Origin of the sequence: Phenylobacterium haematophilum, from assembly GCF_014196295.1 — a bacterium.
GTDB lineage: Bacteria > Pseudomonadota > Alphaproteobacteria > Caulobacterales > Caulobacteraceae > Phenylobacterium > Phenylobacterium haematophilum.
Genome location: NZ_JACIDK010000001.1, coordinates 514,789 through 537,438 on the forward strand (window position 1 = coordinate 514,789; position 22,650 = coordinate 537,438).

The 22,650-nt window shown below is 64.8% G+C and carries 32 protein-coding genes; 8 read left to right on the top strand and 24 right to left on the bottom strand.

The window, feature by feature from the left end; all coding sequences use genetic code 11:
• Positions 1-271: 271 nt before the first annotated feature.
• The 3 genes from GGQ61_RS02570 to GGQ61_RS02580 are packed head-to-tail and all read left to right on the top strand — an operon-like array spanning position 272 to position 1,775.
• A complete protein-coding gene (locus GGQ61_RS02570; RefSeq protein WP_054362455.1) occupies positions 272-871 on the top strand; it encodes a TetR/AcrR family transcriptional regulator in 600 nt (199 codons plus the stop codon).
• 10 nt (positions 872-881) lie between these two features.
• A complete protein-coding gene (locus GGQ61_RS02575) occupies positions 882-1,166 on the top strand; it encodes a YciI family protein (protein ID WP_054362454.1) in 285 nt (94 codons plus the stop codon).
• Between the two features lie 3 nt (positions 1,167-1,169).
• The gene (locus GGQ61_RS02580; RefSeq protein ID WP_054362453.1) at positions 1,170-1,775 is read left to right on the top strand and encodes a DNA-3-methyladenine glycosylase I; all 606 of its coding nucleotides are present in this window, start codon (positions 1,170-1,172) and stop codon (positions 1,773-1,775) included.
• Between the two features lie 18 nt (positions 1,776-1,793).
• Here GGQ61_RS02580 and GGQ61_RS02585 read toward each other — a convergent pair whose 3' ends face one another.
• The 3 genes from GGQ61_RS02585 to GGQ61_RS02595 all read right to left on the bottom strand — a co-directional run bounded on the left by GGQ61_RS02585 (position 1,794) and on the right by GGQ61_RS02595 (position 3,202).
• Positions 1,794-1,967 (bottom strand): hypothetical protein, encoded by a 174-nt coding sequence (locus tag GGQ61_RS02585; protein ID WP_246370424.1) that lies wholly within the window; start codon positions 1,965-1,967, stop codon positions 1,794-1,796.
• Positions 1,968-1,979: 12 nt separating this feature from the next.
• Positions 1,980-2,342 carry a hypothetical protein gene (locus GGQ61_RS02590; protein WP_054362452.1) on the bottom strand — a complete coding sequence of 121 codons (363 nt, stop codon included), beginning with the start codon at positions 2,340-2,342 and terminating at the stop codon, positions 1,980-1,982.
• 89 nt (positions 2,343-2,431) lie between these two features.
• Positions 2,432-3,202, bottom strand: a complete 771-nt coding sequence (locus GGQ61_RS02595) for a hypothetical protein (RefSeq protein ID WP_054362451.1) — start codon at positions 3,200-3,202, stop codon at positions 2,432-2,434.
• Positions 3,203-3,383: 181 nt separating this feature from the next.
• On the opposite strand from GGQ61_RS02595, the gene GGQ61_RS02600 reads away from it, so the two are divergent.
• Genes GGQ61_RS02600 through GGQ61_RS02610 form a run of 3 tightly spaced genes read left to right on the top strand, consistent with a single transcriptional unit; the run spans position 3,384 to position 5,784 of the window.
• Entirely contained in the window at positions 3,384-3,767 is a 384-nt protein-coding gene (locus GGQ61_RS02600) for a helix-turn-helix domain-containing protein (RefSeq protein ID WP_054362450.1), read from the top strand.
• The gene (locus GGQ61_RS02605) at positions 3,764-5,212 is read left to right on the top strand and encodes a VIT domain-containing protein (RefSeq protein WP_066652942.1); all 1,449 of its coding nucleotides are present in this window, start codon (positions 3,764-3,766) and stop codon (positions 5,210-5,212) included. The genes GGQ61_RS02600 and GGQ61_RS02605 overlap by 4 nt, the downstream gene beginning before the upstream one ends.
• The gene (locus GGQ61_RS02610) at positions 5,209-5,784 is read left to right on the top strand and encodes a hypothetical protein (protein ID WP_066656330.1); all 576 of its coding nucleotides are present in this window, start codon (positions 5,209-5,211) and stop codon (positions 5,782-5,784) included. The genes GGQ61_RS02605 and GGQ61_RS02610 overlap by 4 nt, the downstream gene beginning before the upstream one ends.
• Here the strand turns inward: GGQ61_RS02610 and GGQ61_RS02615 are convergent.
• Together GGQ61_RS02615 and GGQ61_RS02620 are read right to left on the bottom strand one after the other, a co-directional pair.
• Positions 5,714-6,274, bottom strand: a complete 561-nt coding sequence (locus GGQ61_RS02615) for a hypothetical protein (RefSeq protein ID WP_066652946.1) — start codon at positions 6,272-6,274, stop codon at positions 5,714-5,716. The two genes, GGQ61_RS02610 and GGQ61_RS02615, sit on opposite strands and share 71 nt — an antisense overlap.
• Before the next feature lie 39 nt (positions 6,275-6,313).
• Positions 6,314-7,555, bottom strand: a complete 1,242-nt coding sequence (locus tag GGQ61_RS02620; protein WP_152982305.1) for a hypothetical protein — start codon at positions 7,553-7,555, stop codon at positions 6,314-6,316.
• 133 nt (positions 7,556-7,688) lie between these two features.
• Between GGQ61_RS02620 and GGQ61_RS02625 the strand changes: the two genes are divergently transcribed.
• Complete coding sequence (locus tag GGQ61_RS02625; RefSeq protein WP_054362446.1) at positions 7,689-8,060, top strand: hypothetical protein; 372 nt, start codon at positions 7,689-7,691, stop codon at positions 8,058-8,060.
• 41 nt (positions 8,061-8,101) lie between these two features.
• Here the strand turns inward: GGQ61_RS02625 and GGQ61_RS02630 are convergent, their stop codons facing one another.
• The 18 genes from GGQ61_RS02630 to GGQ61_RS02715 all read right to left on the bottom strand — a co-directional run bounded on the left by GGQ61_RS02630 (position 8,102) and on the right by GGQ61_RS02715 (position 20,588).
• The gene (locus tag GGQ61_RS02630; protein ID WP_425500966.1) at positions 8,102-8,557 is read right to left on the bottom strand and encodes a CopG family transcriptional regulator; all 456 of its coding nucleotides are present in this window, start codon (positions 8,555-8,557) and stop codon (positions 8,102-8,104) included.
• Positions 8,541-10,529: a conjugal transfer protein TraG gene (locus GGQ61_RS02635; RefSeq protein WP_054362469.1), complete on the bottom strand. Its 1,989-nt coding sequence runs from the start codon at positions 10,527-10,529 to the stop codon at positions 8,541-8,543. Before GGQ61_RS02635 ends, GGQ61_RS02630 begins: the two co-directional genes overlap by 17 nt.
• Positions 10,530-10,551: 22 nt before the next feature.
• Positions 10,552-12,291, bottom strand: a complete 1,740-nt coding sequence (locus GGQ61_RS02640; RefSeq protein WP_054362444.1) for a relaxase/mobilization nuclease domain-containing protein — start codon at positions 12,289-12,291, stop codon at positions 10,552-10,554.
• A 244-nt stretch (positions 12,292-12,535) separates the two neighbouring features.
• Positions 12,536-13,252 carry a lytic transglycosylase domain-containing protein gene (locus GGQ61_RS02645; RefSeq protein WP_054362443.1) on the bottom strand — a complete coding sequence of 239 codons (717 nt, stop codon included), beginning with the start codon at positions 13,250-13,252 and terminating at the stop codon, positions 12,536-12,538.
• A gap of 4 nt (positions 13,253-13,256) precedes the next feature.
• Positions 13,257-13,610, bottom strand: coding sequence for a DUF736 domain-containing protein (locus GGQ61_RS02650; protein WP_054362442.1), 354 nt, complete (start codon positions 13,608-13,610; stop codon positions 13,257-13,259).
• 68 nt (positions 13,611-13,678) lie between these two features.
• The gene (locus tag GGQ61_RS02655; protein ID WP_066652952.1) at positions 13,679-14,236 is read right to left on the bottom strand and encodes a S26 family signal peptidase; all 558 of its coding nucleotides are present in this window, start codon (positions 14,234-14,236) and stop codon (positions 13,679-13,681) included.
• Positions 14,233-14,754: a DUF2840 domain-containing protein gene (locus GGQ61_RS02660; RefSeq protein ID WP_066652954.1), complete on the bottom strand. Its 522-nt coding sequence runs from the start codon at positions 14,752-14,754 to the stop codon at positions 14,233-14,235. The genes GGQ61_RS02655 and GGQ61_RS02660 overlap by 4 nt, the downstream gene beginning before the upstream one ends.
• Positions 14,751-15,005: a hypothetical protein gene (locus GGQ61_RS02665; protein ID WP_066652957.1), complete on the bottom strand. Its 255-nt coding sequence runs from the start codon at positions 15,003-15,005 to the stop codon at positions 14,751-14,753. The genes GGQ61_RS02660 and GGQ61_RS02665 overlap by 4 nt, the downstream gene beginning before the upstream one ends.
• A complete protein-coding gene (gene parA / locus GGQ61_RS02670) occupies positions 15,002-15,655 on the bottom strand; it encodes a ParA family partition ATPase (RefSeq protein ID WP_066652959.1) in 654 nt (217 codons plus the stop codon). Before parA ends, GGQ61_RS02665 begins: the two co-directional genes overlap by 4 nt.
• The gene (locus GGQ61_RS02675; RefSeq protein ID WP_425500948.1) at positions 15,652-16,827 is read right to left on the bottom strand and encodes a replication initiator protein A; all 1,176 of its coding nucleotides are present in this window, start codon (positions 16,825-16,827) and stop codon (positions 15,652-15,654) included. The genes parA and GGQ61_RS02675 overlap by 4 nt, the downstream gene beginning before the upstream one ends.
• Positions 16,796-17,077, bottom strand: a complete 282-nt coding sequence (locus tag GGQ61_RS02680) for a helix-turn-helix transcriptional regulator (protein WP_066652962.1) — start codon at positions 17,075-17,077, stop codon at positions 16,796-16,798. The genes GGQ61_RS02675 and GGQ61_RS02680 overlap by 32 nt, the downstream gene beginning before the upstream one ends.
• Before the next feature lie 138 nt (positions 17,078-17,215).
• Entirely contained in the window at positions 17,216-17,638 is a 423-nt protein-coding gene (locus GGQ61_RS02685; RefSeq protein ID WP_231731395.1) for a DUF2285 domain-containing protein, read from the bottom strand.
• 82 nt (positions 17,639-17,720) lie between these two features.
• Positions 17,721-17,975: a transcriptional regulator domain-containing protein gene (locus tag GGQ61_RS02690; protein WP_183769782.1), complete on the bottom strand. Its 255-nt coding sequence runs from the start codon at positions 17,973-17,975 to the stop codon at positions 17,721-17,723.
• A gap of 113 nt (positions 17,976-18,088) precedes the next feature.
• Complete coding sequence (locus tag GGQ61_RS02695) at positions 18,089-18,361, bottom strand: DNA -binding domain-containing protein (protein ID WP_082730589.1); 273 nt, start codon at positions 18,359-18,361, stop codon at positions 18,089-18,091.
• A gap of 115 nt (positions 18,362-18,476) precedes the next feature.
• Entirely contained in the window at positions 18,477-18,731 is a 255-nt protein-coding gene (locus GGQ61_RS02700; RefSeq protein ID WP_082730590.1) for a helix-turn-helix domain-containing protein, read from the bottom strand.
• A gap of 195 nt (positions 18,732-18,926) precedes the next feature.
• A complete protein-coding gene (locus GGQ61_RS02705) occupies positions 18,927-19,253 on the bottom strand; it encodes a DUF736 domain-containing protein (protein WP_054362415.1) in 327 nt (108 codons plus the stop codon).
• Positions 19,254-19,837: 584 nt separating this feature from the next.
• Positions 19,838-20,446, bottom strand: coding sequence for a hypothetical protein (locus GGQ61_RS02710; RefSeq protein WP_246370425.1), 609 nt, complete (start codon positions 20,444-20,446; stop codon positions 19,838-19,840).
• Positions 20,421-20,588 carry a hypothetical protein gene (locus GGQ61_RS02715; RefSeq protein WP_183769783.1) on the bottom strand — a complete coding sequence of 56 codons (168 nt, stop codon included), beginning with the start codon at positions 20,586-20,588 and terminating at the stop codon, positions 20,421-20,423. Before GGQ61_RS02715 ends, GGQ61_RS02710 begins: the two co-directional genes overlap by 26 nt.
• A 360-nt stretch (positions 20,589-20,948) precedes the next feature.
• Between GGQ61_RS02715 and GGQ61_RS02720 the strand changes: the two genes are divergently transcribed.
• Entirely contained in the window at positions 20,949-21,653 is a 705-nt protein-coding gene (locus tag GGQ61_RS02720; protein WP_054362413.1) for a hypothetical protein, read from the top strand.
• A gap of 42 nt (positions 21,654-21,695) precedes the next feature.
• On the opposite strand, the gene GGQ61_RS02725 is transcribed toward GGQ61_RS02720, so the two are convergent.
• A complete protein-coding gene (locus GGQ61_RS02725) occupies positions 21,696-22,622 on the bottom strand; it encodes a DUF2493 domain-containing protein (RefSeq protein ID WP_054362418.1) in 927 nt (308 codons plus the stop codon).
• Between the last annotated feature and the right edge of the window lie 28 nt (positions 22,623-22,650).

Genomic DNA, 22,650 nt, shown 5'->3' on the forward strand with positions numbered 1-22,650 from the left:
GGATTTTGGGCGGTTACAACAAGTATTCAGCGTCGTAGTAGTGTAGCGTGCAAATACAGGAGAACGGCGGAACGCCATGTCCTATTGCTGACAACAGCTTCGAGGTTGACGAAGAACGCGGTGATGCGCCGTCGGCGATTCGCTGAGCAGACATAGTGCCTCAATCGAGGCTCTTGACGCCGTAGGACAATCGACCTAGAAAATTAGGTCAAATGTCCTACGGCGCGGGTCAGGTTGGCTTGTCTCTGCGCCCTGATCGTGGAAGCCGTATATGAGTGCGAGCAATACACGCCGGCAGATCGTCGATGTCGCCGACCGTCTCTTTTACGAGCATGGCTTCGAGGCGTCGTCGTTTGCCGACATCGCCAGGGATGTCGGCCTGTCACGCGGCAACTTCTATTATCACTTCAAGACCAAGGACGAGATCCTCGCCGCGGTGATCGCGCAGCGCATCTCGAACACCCGCGCCATGCTGGAAACGTGGGAGCAGGATACGGAATCGCCTTCGGATCGCATCCTGAGCTTCGTGCATATCCTGATCGCCAACCGCACGAAGATCATGGCGTATGGTTGCCCGGTTGGAACGCTGTGCAACGAGCTGGCCAAGCTCGATCATGTGGCAAAGGATGAGGCCGCTGGCTTGCTCACGTTGTTCCGCAACTGGCTCGCGGGCCAGTTCGCGGCGCTCGGGCGTGATGCGGATGCGGATGCGCTGGCCCTTCATCTCTTGATGCGAAGCCAGGGCGTCGCAACACTCGCCACTGCCTTTCGGGACGAACAGTTTATCCGCCGCGAGGTCGCGGACATTGAGGCGTGGCTGCGTACAGAATGTTCGGCCGCCTTAGCCGCCGATTCCCGCCACCCCGCTTGAGGATGCCAGCATGTTCATCATCACCCTTCGCTTCGCCGACAAGACCAAGGCTCCGCAGTTCATGGACGGGCATAATGCCTGGATCAGGCAGGGCTTCGACGATGGCGTCTTCCTGCTGGTTGGAAGTCTCCTGCCGAACATGGGCGGCGCGATCATCGCGCACAACGCTTCGGCCGAAGAGATCGAAACGCGGGTGCGCGACGATCCCTTCGTTGCCGAAGGCGTGGTCAGCGCCGATATCCTCGCCGTCACGCCCGGCCGCACCGATGACCGGCTCGCCTTCCTCAAGGTTTGAGCTATGAACGCAACCATTCCCGGTCCCGACGATCGCCCGCGCTGTCGCTGGTGCGCGGCGGCGCCCGAGTTCCTGCACTATCATGACACCGAATGGGGCTTCCCGGTCGCTGATGATCGCCGTCTATTCGAGAAGTTGTGCCTCGAAGGGTTCCAATCGGGTCTGAGCTGGCGGACCATCCTTGCGAAGCGCGAGAATTTCCGTGCCGCGTTTCACGGGTTCGATTTCAACCGCATCGCACGCTTCACCGATGCGGATGTCGAACGCCTCCTCGCCGACGCCGGCATTGTCCGACATCGTGGCAAGATCGCCGCTGTCATCAACAATGCCAAGCGGGCGCAAGAGATGGTGAAGCGGGAAGGCTCGATCGCCGCCTATATCTGGCGCTTCGAGCCGAAGGCGGACGAACTGGCTGCGCCGCAAACGGCGTCGACCACGGCCGCTTCCATCGCATTGTCGAAAGACCTCAAGAAACGCGGCTGGGCCTTTGTCGGCCCGACCACCGTCTATGCATTCATGCAGGCGATGGGCCTCATCAACGATCACGTCGTTGGATGTGTGATCCGCGAAGAGGCGGAACTCATGCGAGCAAGGTTCAAGCGTCCGTGACGCTATGTGACCTGATACCTACCCAGACTCGTTTGACGGCACGTCCTCCGAGATTTCCTGCCGCAGATTCGGTCCTTTGGCGAGACGGCGGCCGAGCGCGGTGACGAACTGATCGTAGCGCTCGCCGGCCGTGGCGCGTGCCGCAAGCGGATCGGCGCGGCTGCGACGGTTGGCGGCACTCGGTTCACGCACGTTGCGCGTTGCTTAGGAGCCGGGGTCAAGGATCATGACGCTGACGCAGACCAGCAGAAAGACTGGGATCAAGTTAGCGACGCTGATCGCCAATGCGCATCGTCTCGCGCCACGCGCCCGAACGATGCCGATAGCAGCAATGAAACAAAGAAGGACCACGGCCGCATACTGGCCGAATATCATCCGTTCCCGGATGTGCGTGCCGACCGCATGATGGTCTATCACGAAAGGACCCAAGAAAATCGTGAGACCCCACGGTATGATCATGAACAATAAGGCATTCAGACGACGCCGTACCTCCGGTGCCTTCGGAAAGGAGCGGACGACGATCACAACGGATCCGATCCACGCGAGAAGCAAGACCCAAATAAACATAGGGAGTTGTCGCCTTCCTGTCCTGGCGATCGTCCATAGACCACCAGGTATCGGCCTTTTAGCGATGTGGGCAATCAGATGATTGCTGCTCACCGCTTCGCATACATTGCTCTTAGTGCGTCAAAAAGCCGTCCGAGAGCCTCGCGGTTGGCGACAGGCTCGCTGTCGTCGCGGCGAATGTAGGTGGTCAGCAGCAACCGCTTCGTGCTGTTGGCGGTCATGGTGCAGATGCCCTCGCGTGACACCTTTATCGGAAACGCGATGCACCACGCCGCGGGGCCTTTGCCCGTGCTGCTCGTGCGCGCCAGTTCTCCGATCGGCATGTCGATGAGCCGGTCGGATTTCCACGCCAGCATCGACGCCGCATCTTCGGGCGCGGCGTTGGCGGGAACAACCGGGTCATCGAACAGATAGACTTCGATCGGCCTTGCACCCGCATAGACGACCCGTGACCGCGCGATCCATTTGGCATCCCGGGGCGGATCGAGATTGACCTCGTGCTGCACCACGCGTTCGGGTCCATCACCGCTGCCGACTGGCGGGAGGGTGCTGGCGAGCGCGCGTGCGGTGAACTCCCGCTCGCCCTCGGACATTCCGGGCGTTTCCTTCCTGACGCCCGAGGCACCGGAGAGATTGCCAAGCGCGAGCGCATCCTTCGCAAGCTCGACCGTGCGGTTGTAGCTGTCGATATCGGCGCGGGCGTCGAAGCCGCCTGCAAGGGCATTGGTCGCGGCAAAAGGTTCGGTCGTTTCCTGCGATCGGTTCTCCCCTTCCAACTGCGTCGCGGTGTTCGAGCTGTCCGATGGCCGATTGCATCCCGACAGCAACGCGATGGTCAGCAGCGCTAGACGCATATTCATCCGACTCGTCCCCTGTCTCTTTTGACAAGAATATTGTCGCAAGAAGCGAGATATACGGCAAGGGAGAATGTGCGCACCGTCACCGACCGAATTGCTTTTCACAAATCATGTGTTAAAAGGGAGCAACGGCGATGCTGGAATTCCTGGGTCGCCCACGGACAGGTCGATATGCTGATATCCCATGAAACTCGATGACCTGGCCGCCGCGACAGGCGCGACGGTTCGCCAGATCCGGTTCCTGATCGGCGAGGGCTTCGTTCCTTCGCCGGATGGCGGGCGGACCTATGCCCGCTACGGTGACGCGCATGTCAAGGCGATCCGGCGGTTCCAGCGCCTCAAGGATCTTGGCTTTCCCAACGCGGCGATCCGGTTGCTTCTCGACGCCCGCGAAGGCGTACCCGTTCCGGTCGTGGATGGCGTGACGCTGGTCATCGCGCCCGAGCTTCTGGGCAGTGATGCGGCGGTCGATCAGATCGTCGAGCGGACGGAGGCGCGGTTGCGGTCCGCCCTGTCCAGCGGGGCATCGAAGCCGCGCCGGCGCGCAGCGGCCGGGGGGGCGGGATGATCGAGCCGACCGGCCCCGGGCTGACCGATCCGCTGCTGCCGCTGTTGCGGCCCGCGGCGACACCCCGCCCGCCGTTGCTGCTCGATACCACCGACATCCGGCTCCGCATTGTGCCGCCGATCGCCCGGCTGATCCTCGTGCGCACGTTTACCAATCGAGAACACGTGCCGATCGAGGTGGTGTTGACGATGCCACCAGCGCTGGCCGGGGCCGTCGTCCACGACATGGCGGTCAGCATCGGCGACCAGCGCTGGAGCGCGCGCGCGCGCGCGCGTCGTCGCGCCGAAGGGACCTATGACGGCGGTGCGATCGACGGGAACCGAGCGATCCTTCTGGAAGAACTGAAGCAGGGCTGGCAGGCGCTGTCGGTCGCCGGCGTCCGGCCGGGAGAGTCGGTCACGCTGCGTTTCGAAAGCGTGATCGGTATCGGGGAGACCGGCGCGATGCTGCGGCTGTGCCCGGGCGTGGATCCGGACCGCGCCGTTCCGGCGTTGCCCGATCATTTGCTGCCGCGCCACAGCGGCGTGTCGCATCCGGTCACGCTGACCATTGAGGGCGCCGACGCGATCCGGGTGCTCGCCGCCGGACGCGATCTGCCGCCGAAGCAGCGGATCGACGGGTCGCCGATAATGCTGGAGGTCGTCGTCCCAGCCGGCTTCAAGGGGGCGCTGACCGATCGCTCGGCCGACGACGTGCGCGCGGAAATGGCGCTGCATTGCGCGACCGAAATCGCGGCGCTGCTCACGGCCGGCGGCAAAGTCGATCGCGCGCGGGTGCGCGACCTGGCGGTGAAGGGCAATCTGCTGACGACGGAAACCAGCCTCGTCTTCGTCGGCCCGGAGGGAGAGGCGTCCGGCGTCCTGCCCGCGATGCGCAAGCTCGCGCTGGTCGATGCGCGGGCGGCCGAGGTCCAGCCCGTCCCCGCCGCGATGCCGCCGGTCGCGGAACCCGTCTCACCGGTCATTGAAGCGCCGCCACTGGATGATGGTGGCGACATCCAGCCCGGCCGGCGAGGCAGGACATTGCCGAGGCTTCCGACCCCCAACGCCCGCGCGCCGTGGACCGTCCGGCTTGGCAACTGGCTGCGCGATCATCTGCTGCCACGGACACGGCCGCTCAACCTGCCGCTGCTCGGCCGCCGTCTGCGGTCGGCGGCCGGACAGGTGCTGTGGCGTCAGGACGGGATGCTGTCGCTGCGCTCCGGCGATCCCGCGCACCTGCCGCCGGCGGCGGCGGCGCTGGTGCGCGAGGTCGCCGCCGTGCCCGTCGTTCGCGATACGGCAGCCGCGTTGCATCTGACGCCGGATCACCTCGCCATCGCGCTGCTCGCGCGGGCGGCGGCGCGCGATCCGGCGACACCGCCGGAACTGCTCGATCAACTGTTCCCCGATGCGGTGCCGCAGCCGTTCGAGCGGCTAATGACGATGATGGAGCTTGGTGCGTGAGGTATCTGCTCCCGGTGGCGCTTCTGCTCGCCTCACCACGGCCGCTGCTTGCGCCGTGGGGCGCCGAACGCGCCGAGCGTTTCGCGTCCGACGATACGCGCGGCCCCTGGGCGCGGCGCTGGGTCGGACGCAGCGACGGCGCGCGCATGATGCTGACCTTCTACCGATCCGCAGAGGATGCGCGGCGGGTGGCGCTGCTGTCGCGCGGCCTGGGCGATGGACCGCAAGGCGATGACGATCGCGCGTTCCTGCGCGGCTTCCTGCCGTCGGGCTGGCTGGCGAGGGTCGGTCCGATCCGGTCGGTCGCCTATAGCGACGTCGCGCGCGGCCTGTGTGTGGTGGTCAAGATACGGAACGAGGCATCGCGGCTTTGCATGGCGAGCCGTCCGGACAGCGCCGTGGTCGCGACGGTGATGACCGGGATGCGACGCGATACCGCGCAGGCGGCGGCGATGCTGCTCGCCCGCCATGCCGCGCGCCATCCGCTGCGCATGGCGCGCGTCACCGCTGAACGTTCGAGCGATTCATCTCTTGCAGGCGCCGGTCCAACAGGTCGCGCGCCTCGGGGCTGAGACCCTGATCCTCGTCGCCAGTGGCGGTGGTCGGTGTGGCGCCCGGCGTCGCGGCCCGGTTGCCGGAATGCTCGGCCAGGTAGCGATCGAGATAGCGATGCCCGACCGGCGAGCTGGTTATGGCGTCGAGCGGGTTGTGCCCGTTTTTCACTACGCCACCGACGCCGGGAAACGCCTCGCTCCGAAACGCCTCGCTCCCCCTCCAAACGTCGTCGGAGATATCGACCGTGACCTTGCCCTGCATGATGCCGATGACGCCCGGTTTGCACGGGATCGGTTCGGCGCGCGTGCCGTTGATCCAGTGAAGCGGCCAGTCCCACCCGGTCGCGATCCAGTCGAAGAAACCGAACGCCTCTTCCTGGGTCGCCTTCACCGGATAGCAGTGACGGTCGCCCGCCTGCCGGCGCGCGCCCCAGACCCAAACTACCAACAGGACCATCAGTCCGACCTTGAGCAGATTGCCCGCCACGCTCGATACTTTCCCCATCATCGCCTTTCCCGCACCACGGTTCCAACGTCCCGGTTGACTTCATTGCACCACGGTCTTCGGTCCGCCGTCCCAGCATTGATCACCGGGCGCGAATCCGCCCCGCGCACACGGGGGTAGGAACCAGCCGTTCGCTTCCCCTTCTTGCAGCGGAGACGGCGCAGGCGGTCGCGCACGTGCGCGTCTGACTTGGGCAGCGCGCCGTTCGTAATCGGCGACATCATCGCCGAACAGCGCCCGGCAGTCCCGCGTCGTGCCCTGCTTCACATCATAGCAAATGTCGCCGCGACCACTCGCGGTCATCGGGCGCCCGAACACCCACCACAGTCGCGCGGCGTCTCCGTCTCCCCACCAGCGCAAGACAGCAGGGCCGTCGTCGCGACCGCCGCCCGCGACCGCCGGCAGGCCTGTCGCCGCGGCCGGGATGGCGTGCGCCGTGCCGGTCGCATCGCCCGGATAGGTCCGGCCGGACGGCAGTTGCCCCTTGGCGGGATCGAACAGCATGACCATCGTCACGTTCTTCTGCGGCGAATAGAAGGACGGGACGATGACCGGGTTCGTGAAATCGCCATCGTGCGGTCGCGCCTCCAGCGCGCGCAGTTCGGCGTCGGGCGACCAGGTGTGCGCGACGGCCAACGCCAGCGCGACGTTGGAGGCCATGTCCTTGCCCGTCGTCGCCACGCTGTCCGCCACGGTCCGTACCTGTCGGCCGGCAATCGGCCCGATCGGTTGAAACAGCAGGATGCGCTGTAGCATCATCGCGACCATGCCACCGCCCTTGACCGGCAACCATTGTCCCTCGTCGTTCCAGCCCTGATCGGAAACGAAGCGCAGACCGCGCTCGCTCGCCGCCAGTTGCCCGCGATCGATGTGGAACTCGTAGCCATCGTCCGCCAGCCCGTCACGGACCAGCGCGAAATAGCTGCCGTCAGGCATCACCGTCAGACCGATGGTCCCCGAACGACTATCGGCATCGGGCTGACGCACCGTTACCAGCCAACTGCCGCAGAAATGCCCGATGCCGGACCGGTCGCCGGCGTCGGCGGGTCGCGCGACGCCGCGGCGCATCCGATCGACCCAGAAATCGAAGCGCTGCCAGCGTATATCGTCGAGCGCGATGCTCTCGGCTTCTGCCACCGGGGAAACGATGCAATCGCCCGACTGTGCGGGCTTCCCGGCCGATGCCTGCACCTGCTCGGCATTCGTATCTGGTTTGGCGCTCTCATGCTGAGTGCTTGCATTGGAGCCGCAAGCCGCTGGCAAAAACGACAGGAGAGCGATCACCGCCGTCTTCCATCCGAATCGCCGCATCGCCGAGCGCCCCTTTCCGAACTTCCTCTATCAGGACAGCTTTCTTTTGCCAAGACATCTGTTAAAAGATTGGAGCGTCACGACGTGACTGCGCCAGGAGGCAGCGATGGGCGATTACGGACACACTGACGAAACGAAGGTCTACTTCGTTCGCATCAAGGATACCGGCGCGGGCGTCGGCATCTTCTGGGCGGACTGGAGTGGCCTTGATCTTCTGATCCAAAATCGGGTTGATCCATGGAAATGCGAAGCCGCCGAGATCGGCCGGTGGGTCCAGCCGTCCGGGGGGATCCTGTTTGCCCATGGTCCGGTTCTGCACGAAGGCATCGTCGAGAATCCCGGTCCGCATCTCTGCATGTTGACGAGCGGACTGGCCCAGTTGCTTTTCGAGAACGGTCAAGGCGATGACCCGACACCGCTGGACTTCGAGCCGCTTCATGTTTCAACCCCGATACGGGTCAGTAAGTCAGGCGATTAGACACCTTGTGCCGCGAGGGCTAACGTCGTGCGTAGGAAGACTTAATCTGACCCGTTTCCCATTATGTCCTCCGAGATTTCCTGCCGCAGCTTCGGTCCTTTGGCGAGACGGCGGCCGAGCGCCGTGACGAACTGATCGTAGCGTTCGCCCGCCTTGGCGCGGGCCGCCTGGGCGGCTGGCTCCGGCAAGGTCGGCGTGGTCGAGACCCAGTATTTGATGAAGACGGCAAGGCTCTCCACGGCGATGCCGACATCGCGCTCCAGCCTCGTCATGCGTCGATCGAGCTGGTCGAGGCGCTTGGCGATGACGGCCTCCTGCCGTTCGGCGGCATCGGGCGAGAGGAAGGATTCGATCGCCGCTTCCGCCACCAGCGAGCGCGAATGGTCGCGGCGCGCGGCATGTTCCGCCAGGCGGCTCATGATGGAGGGATCGAGATAGACGGAGAGGCGCTGCTTACGGGGCGGTTTCGTCATCGGTCCCTCACAGTTCCATTCCATCACCGGGATCGAGCGAGACCTGGCGCGCCACGCCCTGCATCAACCGGCTCATCCTGCTGTTGCGCGCTGCATCGTCCTCCGTCTCGTCGCGGTCGGCGTCGATCTCGAACGGATTGTCGATCGGCATCTTCTTCTCGGGCGACAGTACCCGGTTGAGTTCCGGCTGCTGGCGGCGTTCGGATTCGGTGGGATCGTCATCCCCGGTTTCAGCGGCTGCCGTCCCCTCGGCGATCTGCGGGCCGGGTGGCAATGGCAAGGCGGTCCAATCGTCAGGCCGGGCAATTTTGGGCGCGGCAAGTGCCGGCGGCGGCAGGATGCGTTCCTTGAACCTGGCGTCCTCATAGTAGCGCGCCTTCTTCGCCCGGATCGGGGCAAGGCCGGCGACCATGACGATCTCGTCGGTCGGCGGGAGCTGCATCACCTCGCCGGGCGTGAGCAGCGGTCGGGCGGTTTCCGAGCGCGACACCATCAGATGGCCGAGCCAGGGCGAAAGCCGGTGCCCGGCATAGTTCCGCATTGCCTTCATTTCGGTGGCGGTGCCGAGGGCGTCCGACACCCGCTTGGCGGTGCGCTCGTCATTGGTGGCGAAGCTGACGCGGACATGGCAGTTGTCGAGGATCGAATTGTTGGCGCCATACGCCTTCTCGATCTGGTTCAGCGACTGGGCGATCAGGAAGCTCTTGAGGCCGTAACCGGCCATGAAGGCCAGCGCGCTCTCGAAGAAGTCGAGCCGTCCGAGCGCCGGGAACTCGTCCAACATCAAGAGCAGGCGATGGCGGCCGCCTTTCGCCTGCAGATCCTCGGTCAGGCGGCGGCCGATCTGATTGAGGATCAGGCGGATCAGCGGCTTGGTGCGGTTGATGTCGGAGGGCGGCACGACAAGGTAAAGCGTGGCGGAATGCTTCCCACCCACGATATCGCCGATCCGCCAGTCGCAGCGGCGCGTGACCTCGGCGACGACGGGATCGCGGTAGAGGCCGAGGAACGACATGGCGGTTGAGAGCACGCCCGATCGTTCGTTCTCCGATTTGTTCAACAGCTCGCGGGCGGCGCTGGCGATGACGGGGTGTGGCCCTGCTTCGCCCAGATGCGCGGTCTTCATCATCGCCGCGAGCGTGGATTCGATCGGCCGCTTTGGATCGGACAGGAAGGCGGCGACGCCAGCCAGCGTCTTGTCGGATTCGGCATAGAGGACATGCAGGATCGCGCCGACCAGCAGGGCATGGCTGGTTTTCTCCCAGTGGTTTCGCTTCTCAAGACTGCCTTCGGGATCGACCAGGATGTCGGCGATGTTCTGGACGTCGCGCACTTCCCATTCGCCGCGGCGCACTTCCAGCAGCGGATTATAGGCCGAGGATTTGGCGTTGGTCGGATCGAACAGCAGCACGCGGCCATGCTTCGACCGGAAGCCGGCGGTGAGCTGCCAGTTCTCGCCCTTGATGTCGTGGACAATAGCCGATCCCGGCCAGGTCAGCAGCGAGGGCACGACCAGACCGACGCCCTTGCCGGAGCGGGTCGGCGCGAAGCACAGCACATGCTCCGGCCCGTCATGGCGAAGATAGTCGCGATCATAGCGGCCGAGCACCACGCCATCGGCGCCGAGCAGGCCGGCGCCCTGAACCTCCCCCTTCTCGGCCCAGCGCGCGGACCCATAAGTCTCGACATTCTTGGCCTCGCGCGCCCGCCAGACCGACATGAGAATCGCGACGGCGGCGCCGATCAATCCACCCGAAGCGGCGATATAGGCGCCCTCAATGAAGACCTGTGGCGCATAGGCATCATAAGCGTACCACCACCAGAAGAAGGACGGCGGCAGGTAGAAGGGAAAACCGAGCAGCCGGAACCACGGTGCGCCCAATTCGGGCTGGAAGGCGAGACGCCAGGCGACCCATTCGGTCGCGCCCCAGACGCAGGTCAGGACAATGGCGGCGACGACAAGAATCTGGCCCCAGAGTATTTTGGTAGCGGACATCGTCGGGTCTTTCTGCATGGGATCAAAGGCCGAGGCCGCGCTTGCGGCCGAAGCTCCAGTCGATGCCGCCATCGCTGCGGGCGATGCCCGAGACATGGCGGCCCAGGTGCTTTTCGAGGGAGGGCGTCCAGGGCACGAGTTGGAAGCCAAGGCCGTCGTCCAGCATGGCGAAGCGGCCGGAGGCGAGCGTGAAGCGCTGGCGATAGGAGCCGGCGACATATTCGCCGCTGGCGGCGCGGTTGAAGGACTGGCCGGTCTCGGCCGCCAGCTTCTCCCCCAGCGCCTCCAGCTCCCGGGCACGCAGCGTGTCGATCAGGTTCCGGGTGAAGATGACGCGCTGGCCGCCGCGTTCGGCGAAACCCTGCTCGACCAGATGCTCGGCTCGGCGGTCGAGCGCCTGGCGGACCTCGGCCCCGAACCCGCCATCGGACAGCGCGACCGGTTCGCGCGCGATGTTCTGCCGGTCGAGCCAGGTCGCACCCGATGCTGTGATCTGGCGATCGATGTCGAGATCAGAGCGGATGGCGATGGCGACCCGGCGCTGTCCCTTGGCGTCATCGAACCGACGCAGCTCGACGATCGACCCGGGCGCGCTGTCGCCGGCGGCATCGAGATCGGGCATCTTGATATGGTGGGTGCGCCCGTCCACACCATCGACCACGGCGTAAGCGGTGCCGCTCAGCTCGTCGTCGAGACCGCGCGTCACCAGCCGGCCTATGATGGGCACGTCAAGGCTCTCGGCGGCCAGCACATAGCTCGCCGATCCACGCTCGATGCCGCGCTCGGTCAGTGCGCGGTGCATCCGCTTGATGATGTCACCGCGCTCACCCAGTTCTCGAAGCACCGCCTCGGCCTTGTCGTCGATCGTCCATTGGCCGGGACCGACTTCGGCGGCGAGACCCAGCCCTTCGAGTTTGCGCAGCCGTCCGACCTTCTGGGCGTGATACGCATCCGGTTGCTCGCCCGGTCGTGGGGCCAGATCGATGACACCGGAGTCTCGTGCGTCGCGGACAAGCTGGCGATCGAGCTGCGTCCAGCGCTCCGCATCGACCTGGCGTTCCAGCCCGCGGCGGATGTCGAGATCGGTTCTCGGCCCCAGCTCCTGAGTGATGAGATCGCGGGCGCGGTCGCGCATTCCGTCCTTGATGTAATCGCGGGAGATGACGAGATCCTGGCCGTCGTCGCGGACGCCGCGCACGATCAGATGGACGTGCGGATGCTCGGTGTTCCAGTGATCGACGGCCACCCAGTCCAGACGGGTGCCAAGATCCTTCTCCATCTGACCGACGAGATCGCGGGCGAAGGATTTGAGGTCCGTCATCTCCGTCGCGTCGTCCGGGGACACGATGAACCGGAAATGGTGGCGATCACCTTCGCAGCGTCCGGCGAACGCTTTGGGATCGACGTCCTCCCCGCCGGGGCCGAACAGCCGGGCCTTCTCCCCGTCCCGGGTCACGCCCTCGCGGCGCAGATAGGTGAGATGGGCGGCGAGCGGCGCCGACCGGGCGCTATGACGCACCACCCGCGCCTTGATAACCGCGCCGCGTGTACGGGCCGTAATCAGCCGATTTGCCTGGACGCTGGCGCGCTGTCCCCGGCCGAAGCGGGAGCGATGACCGGAGACGATCCGCCCTGAGCGGGAGACGCCGGCCCCGGCCTTTTTGGCGGCGGCGAGCGCCTGGGCGATGAAGGGCCGTGCGCGCTGCGCGCCGGATGAGCGAATGCGGCCGGGACGGATGCGGAAATTGATCTCGTCTGTCATGGCTGAGGCTCCGCACATCTCGCCAAGCCCCGGAACAGATGAGAAAATCGGCATGGCCGCGAGGTGCGCAGCAACGCCGCACATCGCGAAAACGCCTCATAAGTCCTTGAAACAACACGACCGGCCAAAGCCGCACATTGCGGCCTTTTATCCTGCCATCCTTCGGTCGTGTTGCCTGTGCTCCACCTCTGCGCTCTCCGGAATACGCCAGCGCCCGCTATCGTGCGATCGGGAACTACGGTGCTCATCGCATCGTCCCCGTATCAGCGCGGGCGACGAACAGCCCGCCGGATTGCGGCACGATGGCAGAAACGTCGCGCACTGCTGGCGTCTGTCCCGTATCGGTCGAGGAGCGCTCGGCCTGCACAGGATCGGCAGCGGGGCGGCGATCCGGCTGTCCGATGAACAGCGGCGCACGGGTCCACGCCAGCGGATCGACGGCCGCCACGACGGTAGGTCTGGTCGCACCGTTGCCGTCCAGCGCTGGTGCCACATTGGCGAGATAGGCGCGGGTTTCGGATGGCAACGGACGGCCGCTCAGCGACGCCTCATAGCGACCGGGACCGGCATTGTAGGCGGCGATCCAGCCAGGCGAGCCGTAGCGGTCGAACAGCTCGCGGATATAGGCCGCGCCCGCGATGATGTTGTCGTGCGGGTCGTATGGGTCCGCGCCGAGACGGTGACGGACGCGCAGGCCCACCCAGGTCTGTGGCATGATCTGCATCAGGCCGATCGCCCCCTTGGGCGAGACGGCGCGCGGATCGCCATTGCTTTCCGCGCGCAGCACCGCCCAGATCCATGCAGCCGGAAGCTCGAAGCGCTGTGCCGCTTCCGCGACATGATCGGCGTAAGGATCGCGCGGCGTTGGCCGGGCGGTCGCGACGGGATCGGCGAGCGACGGCACGGATTGAACGCAAGCAAGCGCGAGGCCGGAAAGGAGGAGGAGGACGGTGCTGCGCATGGCGTCAGTCCTTCGCGTCGCGCTTGGCGGGACGGCTCCAATGCAATGACCAGTCCTTGCCGGCATCGTCGTTGCGGAACAGGTTGGCGCGGACCGGCTGCGGCAGTGCCGGATCGTCGATCACCACAGCAATGTATCCGCCCGCGCGCTCCCCGGTGCGCTTCCAGCCGGCGCCGATCTCCGCGCCCGCTTCTCCGGTCTCGCCATCGACGATATGGACGCGGTACTGGGGCGCGTTCTCGGCGTCTGATGGCTCGGCCGGGACGATGAGAATGTCCTGAGCCAGCATCAGTGTTGTCAGATGTCCGACGAAGCCAATGCCGTCTTCGTCGTGCGTAAATGTCCCGATCTGTGGCATGGTGGTTTCCTTAGCGGTGGCGTTGGAAGACCCATCGGCGAGCACCGCTCCCGCCGATGGGAAGCGGGTCAGTGCGTGGTCGTTGAGGTTTGGGCCCGCCAAACGAAACGGCTATCGCCGGCCTCGTCGGTGTAGATCGGCGTCGCCTTGCCGATGACGGTGCGTGCCGGCATCGGGCCGAAATAGCGGCCATCAAGGCTGTCGGGGACGGACGGATTCATCAGGAAGATGTCGCCATCCGCGATGCGGCGGCAGCCCTGCCAGACCGGCAGCGGACGGCCATGTCTATCACGGTCGAGCGCGCCGCCGATCGGCACGGTATCGACCGTCACGGCATCGCCGGTGCGGCAGACCTGTTGACCGGGAAGTGCGGCGACACGCTTCATCAGCGGCAAGCCGCGCCCGATATAGCCGCGCTCGACCATGAAATCGGCGAGCGGCTTGTCCGGCATGACGGCGACCAGATCGCCGACCGCCAGATGGCGGGGCGGATCGAGGTCATAGAGGCCGATTGGCACGCTGGCCGAGGCGTTCCACACGAGGCGTAGCGGCGTCGGAACGAACGACGCGATGGCGACGCCCATGATAGAGAAATACGTCACCATGACATAGCCGAAGCGGGTCATCGCTCGATCTCCCGCCGCTTGAGCCACGCCTGATGGCGCTCGGCCGTGTAGGGACGCGGCTCATGTCCGGCGCTCAGACGGTTGGCGACATGGCGCCAGTGATCGGCGCCGACCTCGCAAGGGTCGATCCCAGCGGCTTCCACCGCATCGATATGGCGGAGCACCCGTTGGACATTCGGCCAGCCCTCGATCTTGAGCAGGATGTCGCCGCCAGGGCGCACGAAGGGCAGCGTCTGATAGGCATCGCCGGGTCTGACGGCGCACACGATGTCGATGCGCGAGATGATCGTGCCGAAGTCATTGGACGCCCAACGGACGAAGGCGAAGGTGCTGCCGGGCCGGAACGACAGCACGCGGCGGCGGCGGTCGAGGATGGTTTCTCGCGCCTCGCGGCCGAACCTGATCCAGTTCTCGATTCTTTTTTCCACCCAGGTCAATTCGACATGGGTGAGGTCGTCGGATGCGTGTGCGATCGGCACGGAGCCGCCGAGCACGCGAGGAGCCGCGTTGCCGGTCATGGATGGTCTCCATCGGGGTCAAGGGGAAATTCACGCGCGAGCAGCTCGCGCAGCATGTCGGCGACGGTGACGCCGCGCCGGAAGGCGGCGATCTTGATCCGGCCGCGCAGCTCTGGCGTCACGTCGATGGTGAGCCGTGCGTAAAAACTGCCGGCGTCGCTGTCGCGCGGCGCACTATCTGCCGCCTTGATCCACTGCTCCGGATCGGCTGGGCGTGAGGCGAATCCGCGACGGGTCGGGCGTTCGCTCATGGCGTCGTCCTTCCTGTGTCGAGTGCATCGATCGCCGCTACCAGCACCGCGATCTCGCGCGCGGCGGGCGTTTCGTCGTCCAGTTCGGACACCAGCCGTCCCGATTGCGCGGCGACCGCGAAGGCGACGCGCTGACTGATGGTGGCGGTGAGCACCGGCGGATCGTGATCGGCCAGCGTCTCGGCCGTTTCGCGGGCGAGCACAGTGCGCGCGCCGCAGCGGTTCAGCACGAAGCGGGCGGTGAGATCCGGTCGGTAGATGCGCGCTTCCGCAAGAAGCGTCAGCATCTCGGCGGAAGCCCAGCCATCGAGTGGCGACGGCTGCACCGGAATCAGCACCAGGTCGGCGGCGAGGAGCGCCGAGCGCATCAGCGCTGCGACACGCGGCGGACCATCGATCACGATCACGTCGGCGGTGCGCCCCAGTTCCGGCGCTTCCCGGTGTAATGTGTCGCGCGCCAGGCCGACGACGCCGAACAGACGCGGCAGTCCTTCGCGCGCCCGCTGCTGCGACCAGTCCAGCGCCGATCCCTGCGGGTCGGCGTCGATTAAAGTGACCCGCTTGCCTTGCCGTGCCCATTCGCCGGCGAGATTCAGGGCCAGGGTCGTCTTGCCGACGCCGCCCTTCTGGTTGAGGAGCGCGACGATCATGGCTTCTTCCCCGGTGACGGAAGGGGAAGCAACGGCGCGACCAGGGTTTCGGCGGTTGGCGCTGTCGGCCGCTTGCGAGCACCGCGAAGGGCCTTTGCGGCGCCGCGGATGAGATTTTCCACCTCACGCGTCCGCTCTACAGAGTTAGATTCTCTGTTAGACTCTAAGTTAGGGGAGCAAATTCCGCTTTTCGTGCCGAGGGTTAGGCCTTGTTTAGGTTCCCGATGGCACGAGGGGGTGGTTCCCGATAGCACGCGCCTGCCGGTTCCCGATGGCACGACGCTATCCACAGTCTGTCCACAGGCCGGAATCGGCTCGAAGGCGAGCAGCATCCGCCCGCCGATTTCGGCTTCGAGAAACAGCGTGTAGCCGGGCAGTGGCTGGCGTCGAATGATGTCGCGCAGCTCGAAGGCAAAGCGCTTGAAGGGCGACAGGCTACCCGACTTCTGGTGCAGATGACGGAAGTCGAAACGCCAACCATTGCGTTGCCGGCCGCCATGCTTGCGCACGATGCGGTATAGCCAGCGATCGAGGCCGCCGGTGAGATCGAAATAAGCGCGGTCGATGGTCAGCACGAGCGCGTCGTCGAGCACGGCCTGGTAGAACCAGTCGGGAACGATCAGTTCGATCCCGTCAGGCCGCCCGTTGCGATCGGTGCGTTCCTTCCACTCGTTGATCCACGAGAAGCGATGCCGTCGGCCCTCGGCGCGCTGGCGGATCGTGGTCGAAATGGTGGTGGACTGGAGCCGATCGAGCGCCGCCTTCAGGCGTTGATAATCGCGCAGGCTCGTGCCGCGGCCGATGAACCGGAGAATTTCATACGGGGTGGCGGCCATCAGCCGTGAGGTGCGAAGCCTCGCGTCGCGGGCTTCGACGATCTGACTCGCCGCCCAGATCAGGATGTCGGCGTCCCATATGGTCGCCATGCCGTGATCGGGGACAGCCTCGACCCGGATCGCGATCTTGCCGGCGCAAAAGTCGATCGGCGCGACGCGATGGGATTTGGAGAGGGAGAAGAACGGATAGGCCATGAGATCCTGCGCGTCTCGTGGCGCGAAATCGCCGGGGAGCGCCCGGAACAGGTCGAGCTGTCCGCGCTCCGAGAGGGACTGATGCCGCGCCGCCATTCTGAAACCGCGATCAGCGTGCGAAGCGGCCAGGCTGCGCCACAAGCGGCTGCACCTGACGCTTGGCAGGCAGCACGTTGCCCCGCGGATCGGAGGTCGAGGTCACCGCGCCACGCGCGGCCCAAGCTTCGAGATCGTCTACCGAATAGACGACGCGCCCGCCGAGCTTGCGATAGGCCGGGCCAGTCCCGTAGGTGCGATGTTTCTCCAGCGTGCGGGCGGAAAGGCTGAGGAATTCAGCCGCTTCCTTGGTGCGCAGAAAGCGCGGCGGCAAAACGGCGAGGTCGGGTCGCATGGATCGGCCTTTCGTGATCTTCGGTGGGGCCGCCGATGATCGGCGGCGGACGAAGGTCACGATGGCGAAGGGCGAGTGTCGGGATGGAGGGCGAAGTTGGGGGGTATCGAAATCGCCCACCGGGCGAGCCATCTACGCCTAAAAAGCGCGGCGATGCCGAAGCAGTTTGCGATAGCCACCCGCGATCATAGTTCGGGCATCGCGGATCAGCGCCTTGACGGCATACCGCACTGAAGAAGTTTGCCATTCGCTGCGGTCCAGTGCGCCGGTTCTGAACATGACCTGCGCGATCTCGCGCCCGGTCGCGCCGGCCCGATGACCGTCGAAAGCTTGCAGCATTCGGCGCATTCGTGCCCGTTGCTGGGCAGTCAAACGTGTGTCGGGAGGAACCGCACGGCCATGCAGAGCAGCCAGAAGCCGATAAACGGCTTCGAGGCGATCGAACCCATCCACACCGAGCGGAATGATTGCTGCTGTAGCTGCAAGACCCTGGTGAATGAGTTGAAGTTGTTGGCCGCTGCCGAGGTCAAACAGCAAGTAAGCAGTGTTGTTTTCGGTCACTGAGACCGCTGCATCGATAACCGGTGGCGGATCGACTGGGCCCAACTCGGCTGGCGAAGCTCCGAGCACCAGGATGCTGGTGTCATGCTGCGGTAGCCAAAAGACGGGGGCGTTTGGTGGGGCGCGCAGAGGATCGACAGGGAAATCGTAACCCCCATTGCTGACGGATCTTACCTGTCAGCTCTTGTCGATCGACATGCGCGTCATCAAACGCTTCGTAGTCATGGTCATAAGCATCGTTTCGGCGCAGCCACTCCCAGGCAAGGTCGGATGCGGTGAGATCATCGATGTGATCGTAGTGCGCGGGCGAGCGCCACAGGGATGCGTCCGGCGTCATCGCGTTCCTCCCATCGATTGACCAAATTGCGGGAGCGATATGATTTCCCGGAAAGGTTGATTGAGGGAAGAGGTCTTGACGGCAGAGAGCGATGCCGGGGCGGCATCACTCCGTCAGTGCCTTTGACTGTCGCGGACCAGATTTCGATAGCCGCGGTCGGACATCCAGCGCGCACGGGCAAGATGCGAGTCGTGGATCAGGCGACAACGTCTTGGATCGAGTTCGGGATCGAGACCGAACAGAATCCGTACAGCCTCGCGCCAGTCGGCACCATCGCGAGCGGCGTCGAGCAAGCGGAGATACAAAGTCATGTGCTTTCGGTCATAGGGCGTCAGACCCTGGCCGGGAGGTGGTTCGTCAAGAAACTGCGGGGCTGATCGTGTCACCGGGCCATCCTATTCGCCTGACGCGATCCTGTTAACCAAATCCGCCGCCGTCATTGACGCAGGACATGCGGACCGTGGAAAAACAGGCAGGATCGCCGCCGCGTGGGCGCGACGGCTAGGATGGGGATCGTCGCTGGTGTTCGTCATGAAGCCGCAGCACTCCTTCGCCCTTGTCGGTGGACAGAAGGACGACGCCAGCGGCTTCCAGTGCCCGCCTGACTTGATCGCGCGTCGTCTCATACACATCAAGCCCGCTTTCGGATTCGAGGCGTTTGAGAGCGGTCAGCGATACTCGGGCCTTGTCAGCGAGCGTCTCCTGCGTCCAACCCAGCAACGCGCGTGCGGCCCGTGATTGTCGGGCGGTGATCATGCATGATCACCTCCCACCGGCCGAAACGCACTTGCCAGAACTACGGCTATTTTAGTCGTTCTTGGAGTGAGCGCCACCACAATTCGGTGTTTGTGGTGCTCAACTTCTGGCCCGTCGCCGCTCTACGTGCCGAACTGATTCGGTTTTGGCGGGTAAGCGGCCCCGGCCTTTCGACCGGGGCCTTGCTCCGGGGGCTCAGTCGCCCCGGCGCCCGTTGGGACGGGACCAGATCAGCGAGTAACCTTCGCCATCCTCATCGTCGAAGAGATTGGCGTAGATCGGGGCGTTGAAGCTCGGATCGTCGAGCTTGAGGCCCAGATAGTCGCGGCCTTCGTTGGAACGCTTGGACCAGGCGGCGCCGATCTCGGCGCGGCCGACCAGAACGCGGTGGCTGGGGGCGTTTTCGCCGGTGGCGCGCAGGTCGGGAACGATGCGCACGCCCTTGGCCTGGACGCTGAGAGTGACGATTTCGCCGGTGAATTCGTTCGAGCCGGTCTTCTTGAAGGTGCCGATGGTCGCCATGGTAAGTCTCCTTTTTTTGCGTTTTCGAGCCCGCACCATGCGGCCTCGATGGCGATCGGTGGGCCGGAGGCGACCGACGACGCATCGCTTGCGACCGAAGCGGAGCGGAGGACGGCGCAGGCGCGACTTTCTTGTCTCGCGAGGAATGGGTGAAACCCAGGGGAAGAAAGTTGCGACACGCCGTTGCGGCATAGGCGGTCGAGGCGAAGCCGGTCTTCGGCCAGATCAGGCCATTGGAGAGGCCGTGAGGTGCGCTCGTTCAACGGGACAGATGAAGGAGACGCACGGCGACATCTCGCGATCGGCAAGAGAACAGGACCGGCGGTTCACCGGCATCGTTGCATCTTGCAGGACAGGCAGGTTGTGCTCCCTCCCGTGCCCGGCCACCACAGAACAAACCCGTCACCCATGTTCGGGCTTTGCCGCCATTCGTGTGTGCCGCTGATCGAAGCTCCCTCGAGGGTGCGGGCCTTGGGGCGCGGCTCCGATCCGTCGCTCCTGCCCAACACCCACGCGATCTCTGGCGACAGGGATGGCGTCTATCCCCGCTGTTCGGGCGTTGCCGCCCACGGTGTCGGGGCCGCCTAAGCCCGCGCCAGCCCCTGGTTTACAGGGTCGGGCGCTGCCATGCCCGCAATGCGCAGAAACGCCGTGATGCCCACCGCAATCGAGCCGAGGACCGAGAAGACGATCTGCCAAGTCTCCGAAGGGATGGTGTGTTTCACGATTCCGTGGACGGCGTGATAACCCGCGATGACGGCGGGCGCGACGAAGATCGCGGCGATCGCAAACTTGGCCCAGAGCGGACGGACGGTTGCAAGCAAGACCTGGCCGAAGCCGAGCGTCAGCCCGGCCGCGACCGTGCCGATGAGGATTGCGCCCAGCCAGCCTGCGCCAGTGTGATAGGCCCAGCCGCCAGCGGTGACACCTGCGAAGAAAGGCAGCGCGAAGACGGCGAGCGTAAACAGCAGCCAGCAGAAGAAGCCGATGGCTGCGATGGACAAGATGATGCCAAAAATGAACATGGTGGTGTCTCCGAGACAGAAAGGTCTGAAGGTCGCGCCTCCACCACCACCGCGGCGCGGCCGGAACCATAGCAGAACATCGCCGTCGGCGGGAGCGGAAACCAGCAGGGTTTCGGCATCGCGCGCGGTAATTTTCTGCCGGTCATGGGGCGAAAGGGTCGATTTCATCGACGATGGCCACGCTGTCGCCGTCATATTCGCTGGCGGGCATGACCGAGAGCGTGCCGTCACCGGCGCGGAAGATGACGATGACGGCCATCAGGGTGGTGGCGAGGCTGAAGGCGAAGGCGTGTGCGTCGTGGAAGGACATTGATCCAGCTCCTGTTTCGAGCGGAGGTCCATCCCCCGCTGACAGGCGCCCGATGTGTTCGGCCGAGGGCCGCAATCACCGCGACAGGCGCAGCCGAAGCGGCGGCACGCGCATGCGTAGTCCGACCCTTTACGGGTTGATGGCGTCAGGCCCTCGGCCGGACCAAGGATCAGCGCATTTGAAGCGGGGGGTGGCTCTGCTCTGCATGGGCCGCTGATAAGTCCATAGATGTCATGCCCTCCGTCGTGCGAAGTCACTGTATGTCGGCTATGTTGGCATTGGCTGACTCGGATTCTGCGTCTTCAGCCTTGAGGCAGTCATGGTGACACATGCTTCAGTAAGAGAGCGAGGATCTACCGCATGGGAGAAATTAATATCCCTCGCGATCAGCAGACTGCCATCACGGCGATCGACGCCAGAGAATTGGACAGGCTGATCGACCAGGCAATCCGGGAGGAACGATCGGGCGAATTGCACCGTCTCCCTCTCGCGGCCTGCGGCTCCCACATCGGAACAAAGCTCCATTCCTTCGACCGGGCGTTGGCGAAACACCGCGAGGCCAAGGCGCCGCGAAAGCGGGCGGAAACAGGGGATGCCCTTCGACGCGCAGGCCATGATTTGTCCTTTGCCGTTGGGGCTATGAAGCAGCGTTTGGAAACCGAACAGAAGGACGCCCAATTCTTCATCGTCGATGACCAGATCGTGCCGCCCTACCGCTTCACCACGCAAATGAGTGTCAGGGTGAGCTATCGGTGGCGGCGAACCATCGAGGACGAATGGCAATGGGGTAGCATTACCTTTGTCCATCACCACGACCCGCGCCCCAACTACGCGGTGCCGGTGCCCACGCGGAAGCCAAGCGCCGCCAAACAGGAGCAGGAGCTTCAGAACCGACTTTATCAGACCTGGGAACACCTGATGCGCGGCGCGCTTTATTCGGTGAGAGATTATTTCAGGGACGGCGGTGACGGTGCCAAGATTCCAGAGACGTTCCAGGTAACGGTCGATTCCTACAGCCGCGATCTGAACAACTACAGCACGCAATTCTGGCGCCAGCAGCCCTGATCGCCTTCGCCCTTACGGAAGTGAAATAAGGGATGGCGGCGCTTACGCGCCGCCCGTGCCGAACCGATAGACCGGGATGCCGAGCTTCCTGGCTTTGTCGGCGAGGTTGTCCTGGATGCCCGTGCCGGGGAAGATAAGGACGCCGATCGGCATCACCGCCAGCATGGCGTCGTTGCGCTTGAACGGGGCGGCCTTGGCGTGCTTCGTCCAGTCGGGCTTGAAGGCGACCTGCGGCACCTTGCGCGTCTCCGCCCATTTGGCGGCGATCTTTTCGGCCCCTTTCGGGGAACCGCCGTGCATCAGCACCATGTCGGAGTGCTTGGCGTGAACCTGGTCGAGTTTGGCCCAGATCAGCTTGTGGTCGGCGGTGTCGCCGCCGGAGAAGGCGATCTTCGGGCCGGCTGGCACGAGCACCTCGGTGTCAGCGCGGCGTTTGGCGGCGATGAAGTCACGGCTGTCGATCATCGCAGCGGTGAGGTGGCGATGGTTGACCCTCGATCCTGTGCGCTGGGACCAGGGCGAACCGGTGGCGCGGTGGTAGTGGTCTGCGGCGCTGTCGCGGAAGACTTCCAGGCTGTCGCGCCGTTCGATCAATGATTGCCCGAGTTCGATGAGACGTTCGAGCTGGACGGATTTGACCTCCGATCCGTCCTGTTCGCGCTGGAGCCGTTTCTGCGCCTGCTCGTTGTCGTCGAGCTTGCGGTCTGCCCGTTCGACGGCGCGGTGGAACATATTGACGGTGGACCAGAGGAGGTCGTCGAGGTCAGGATCGAGGCTCGTATCGGCCACGGTGGAGATCAAGGCGTCGAAGATGTCGGCGACGGCGCCTTCGATGATGCGGTCCTCCGGCACGGGCCTGGGATCGGCTTCGTCTTCCGAAGGTCGGTAGCCGTAGAGCTGAAGCTCTTGTGCGATCTGGTCGGTCGGCGATGCAGCGTGTTCGGGTTCGTAGTCGTCGTGCTCGCTCATGGGATGCTCCGTCGGTTGGACCGCGACC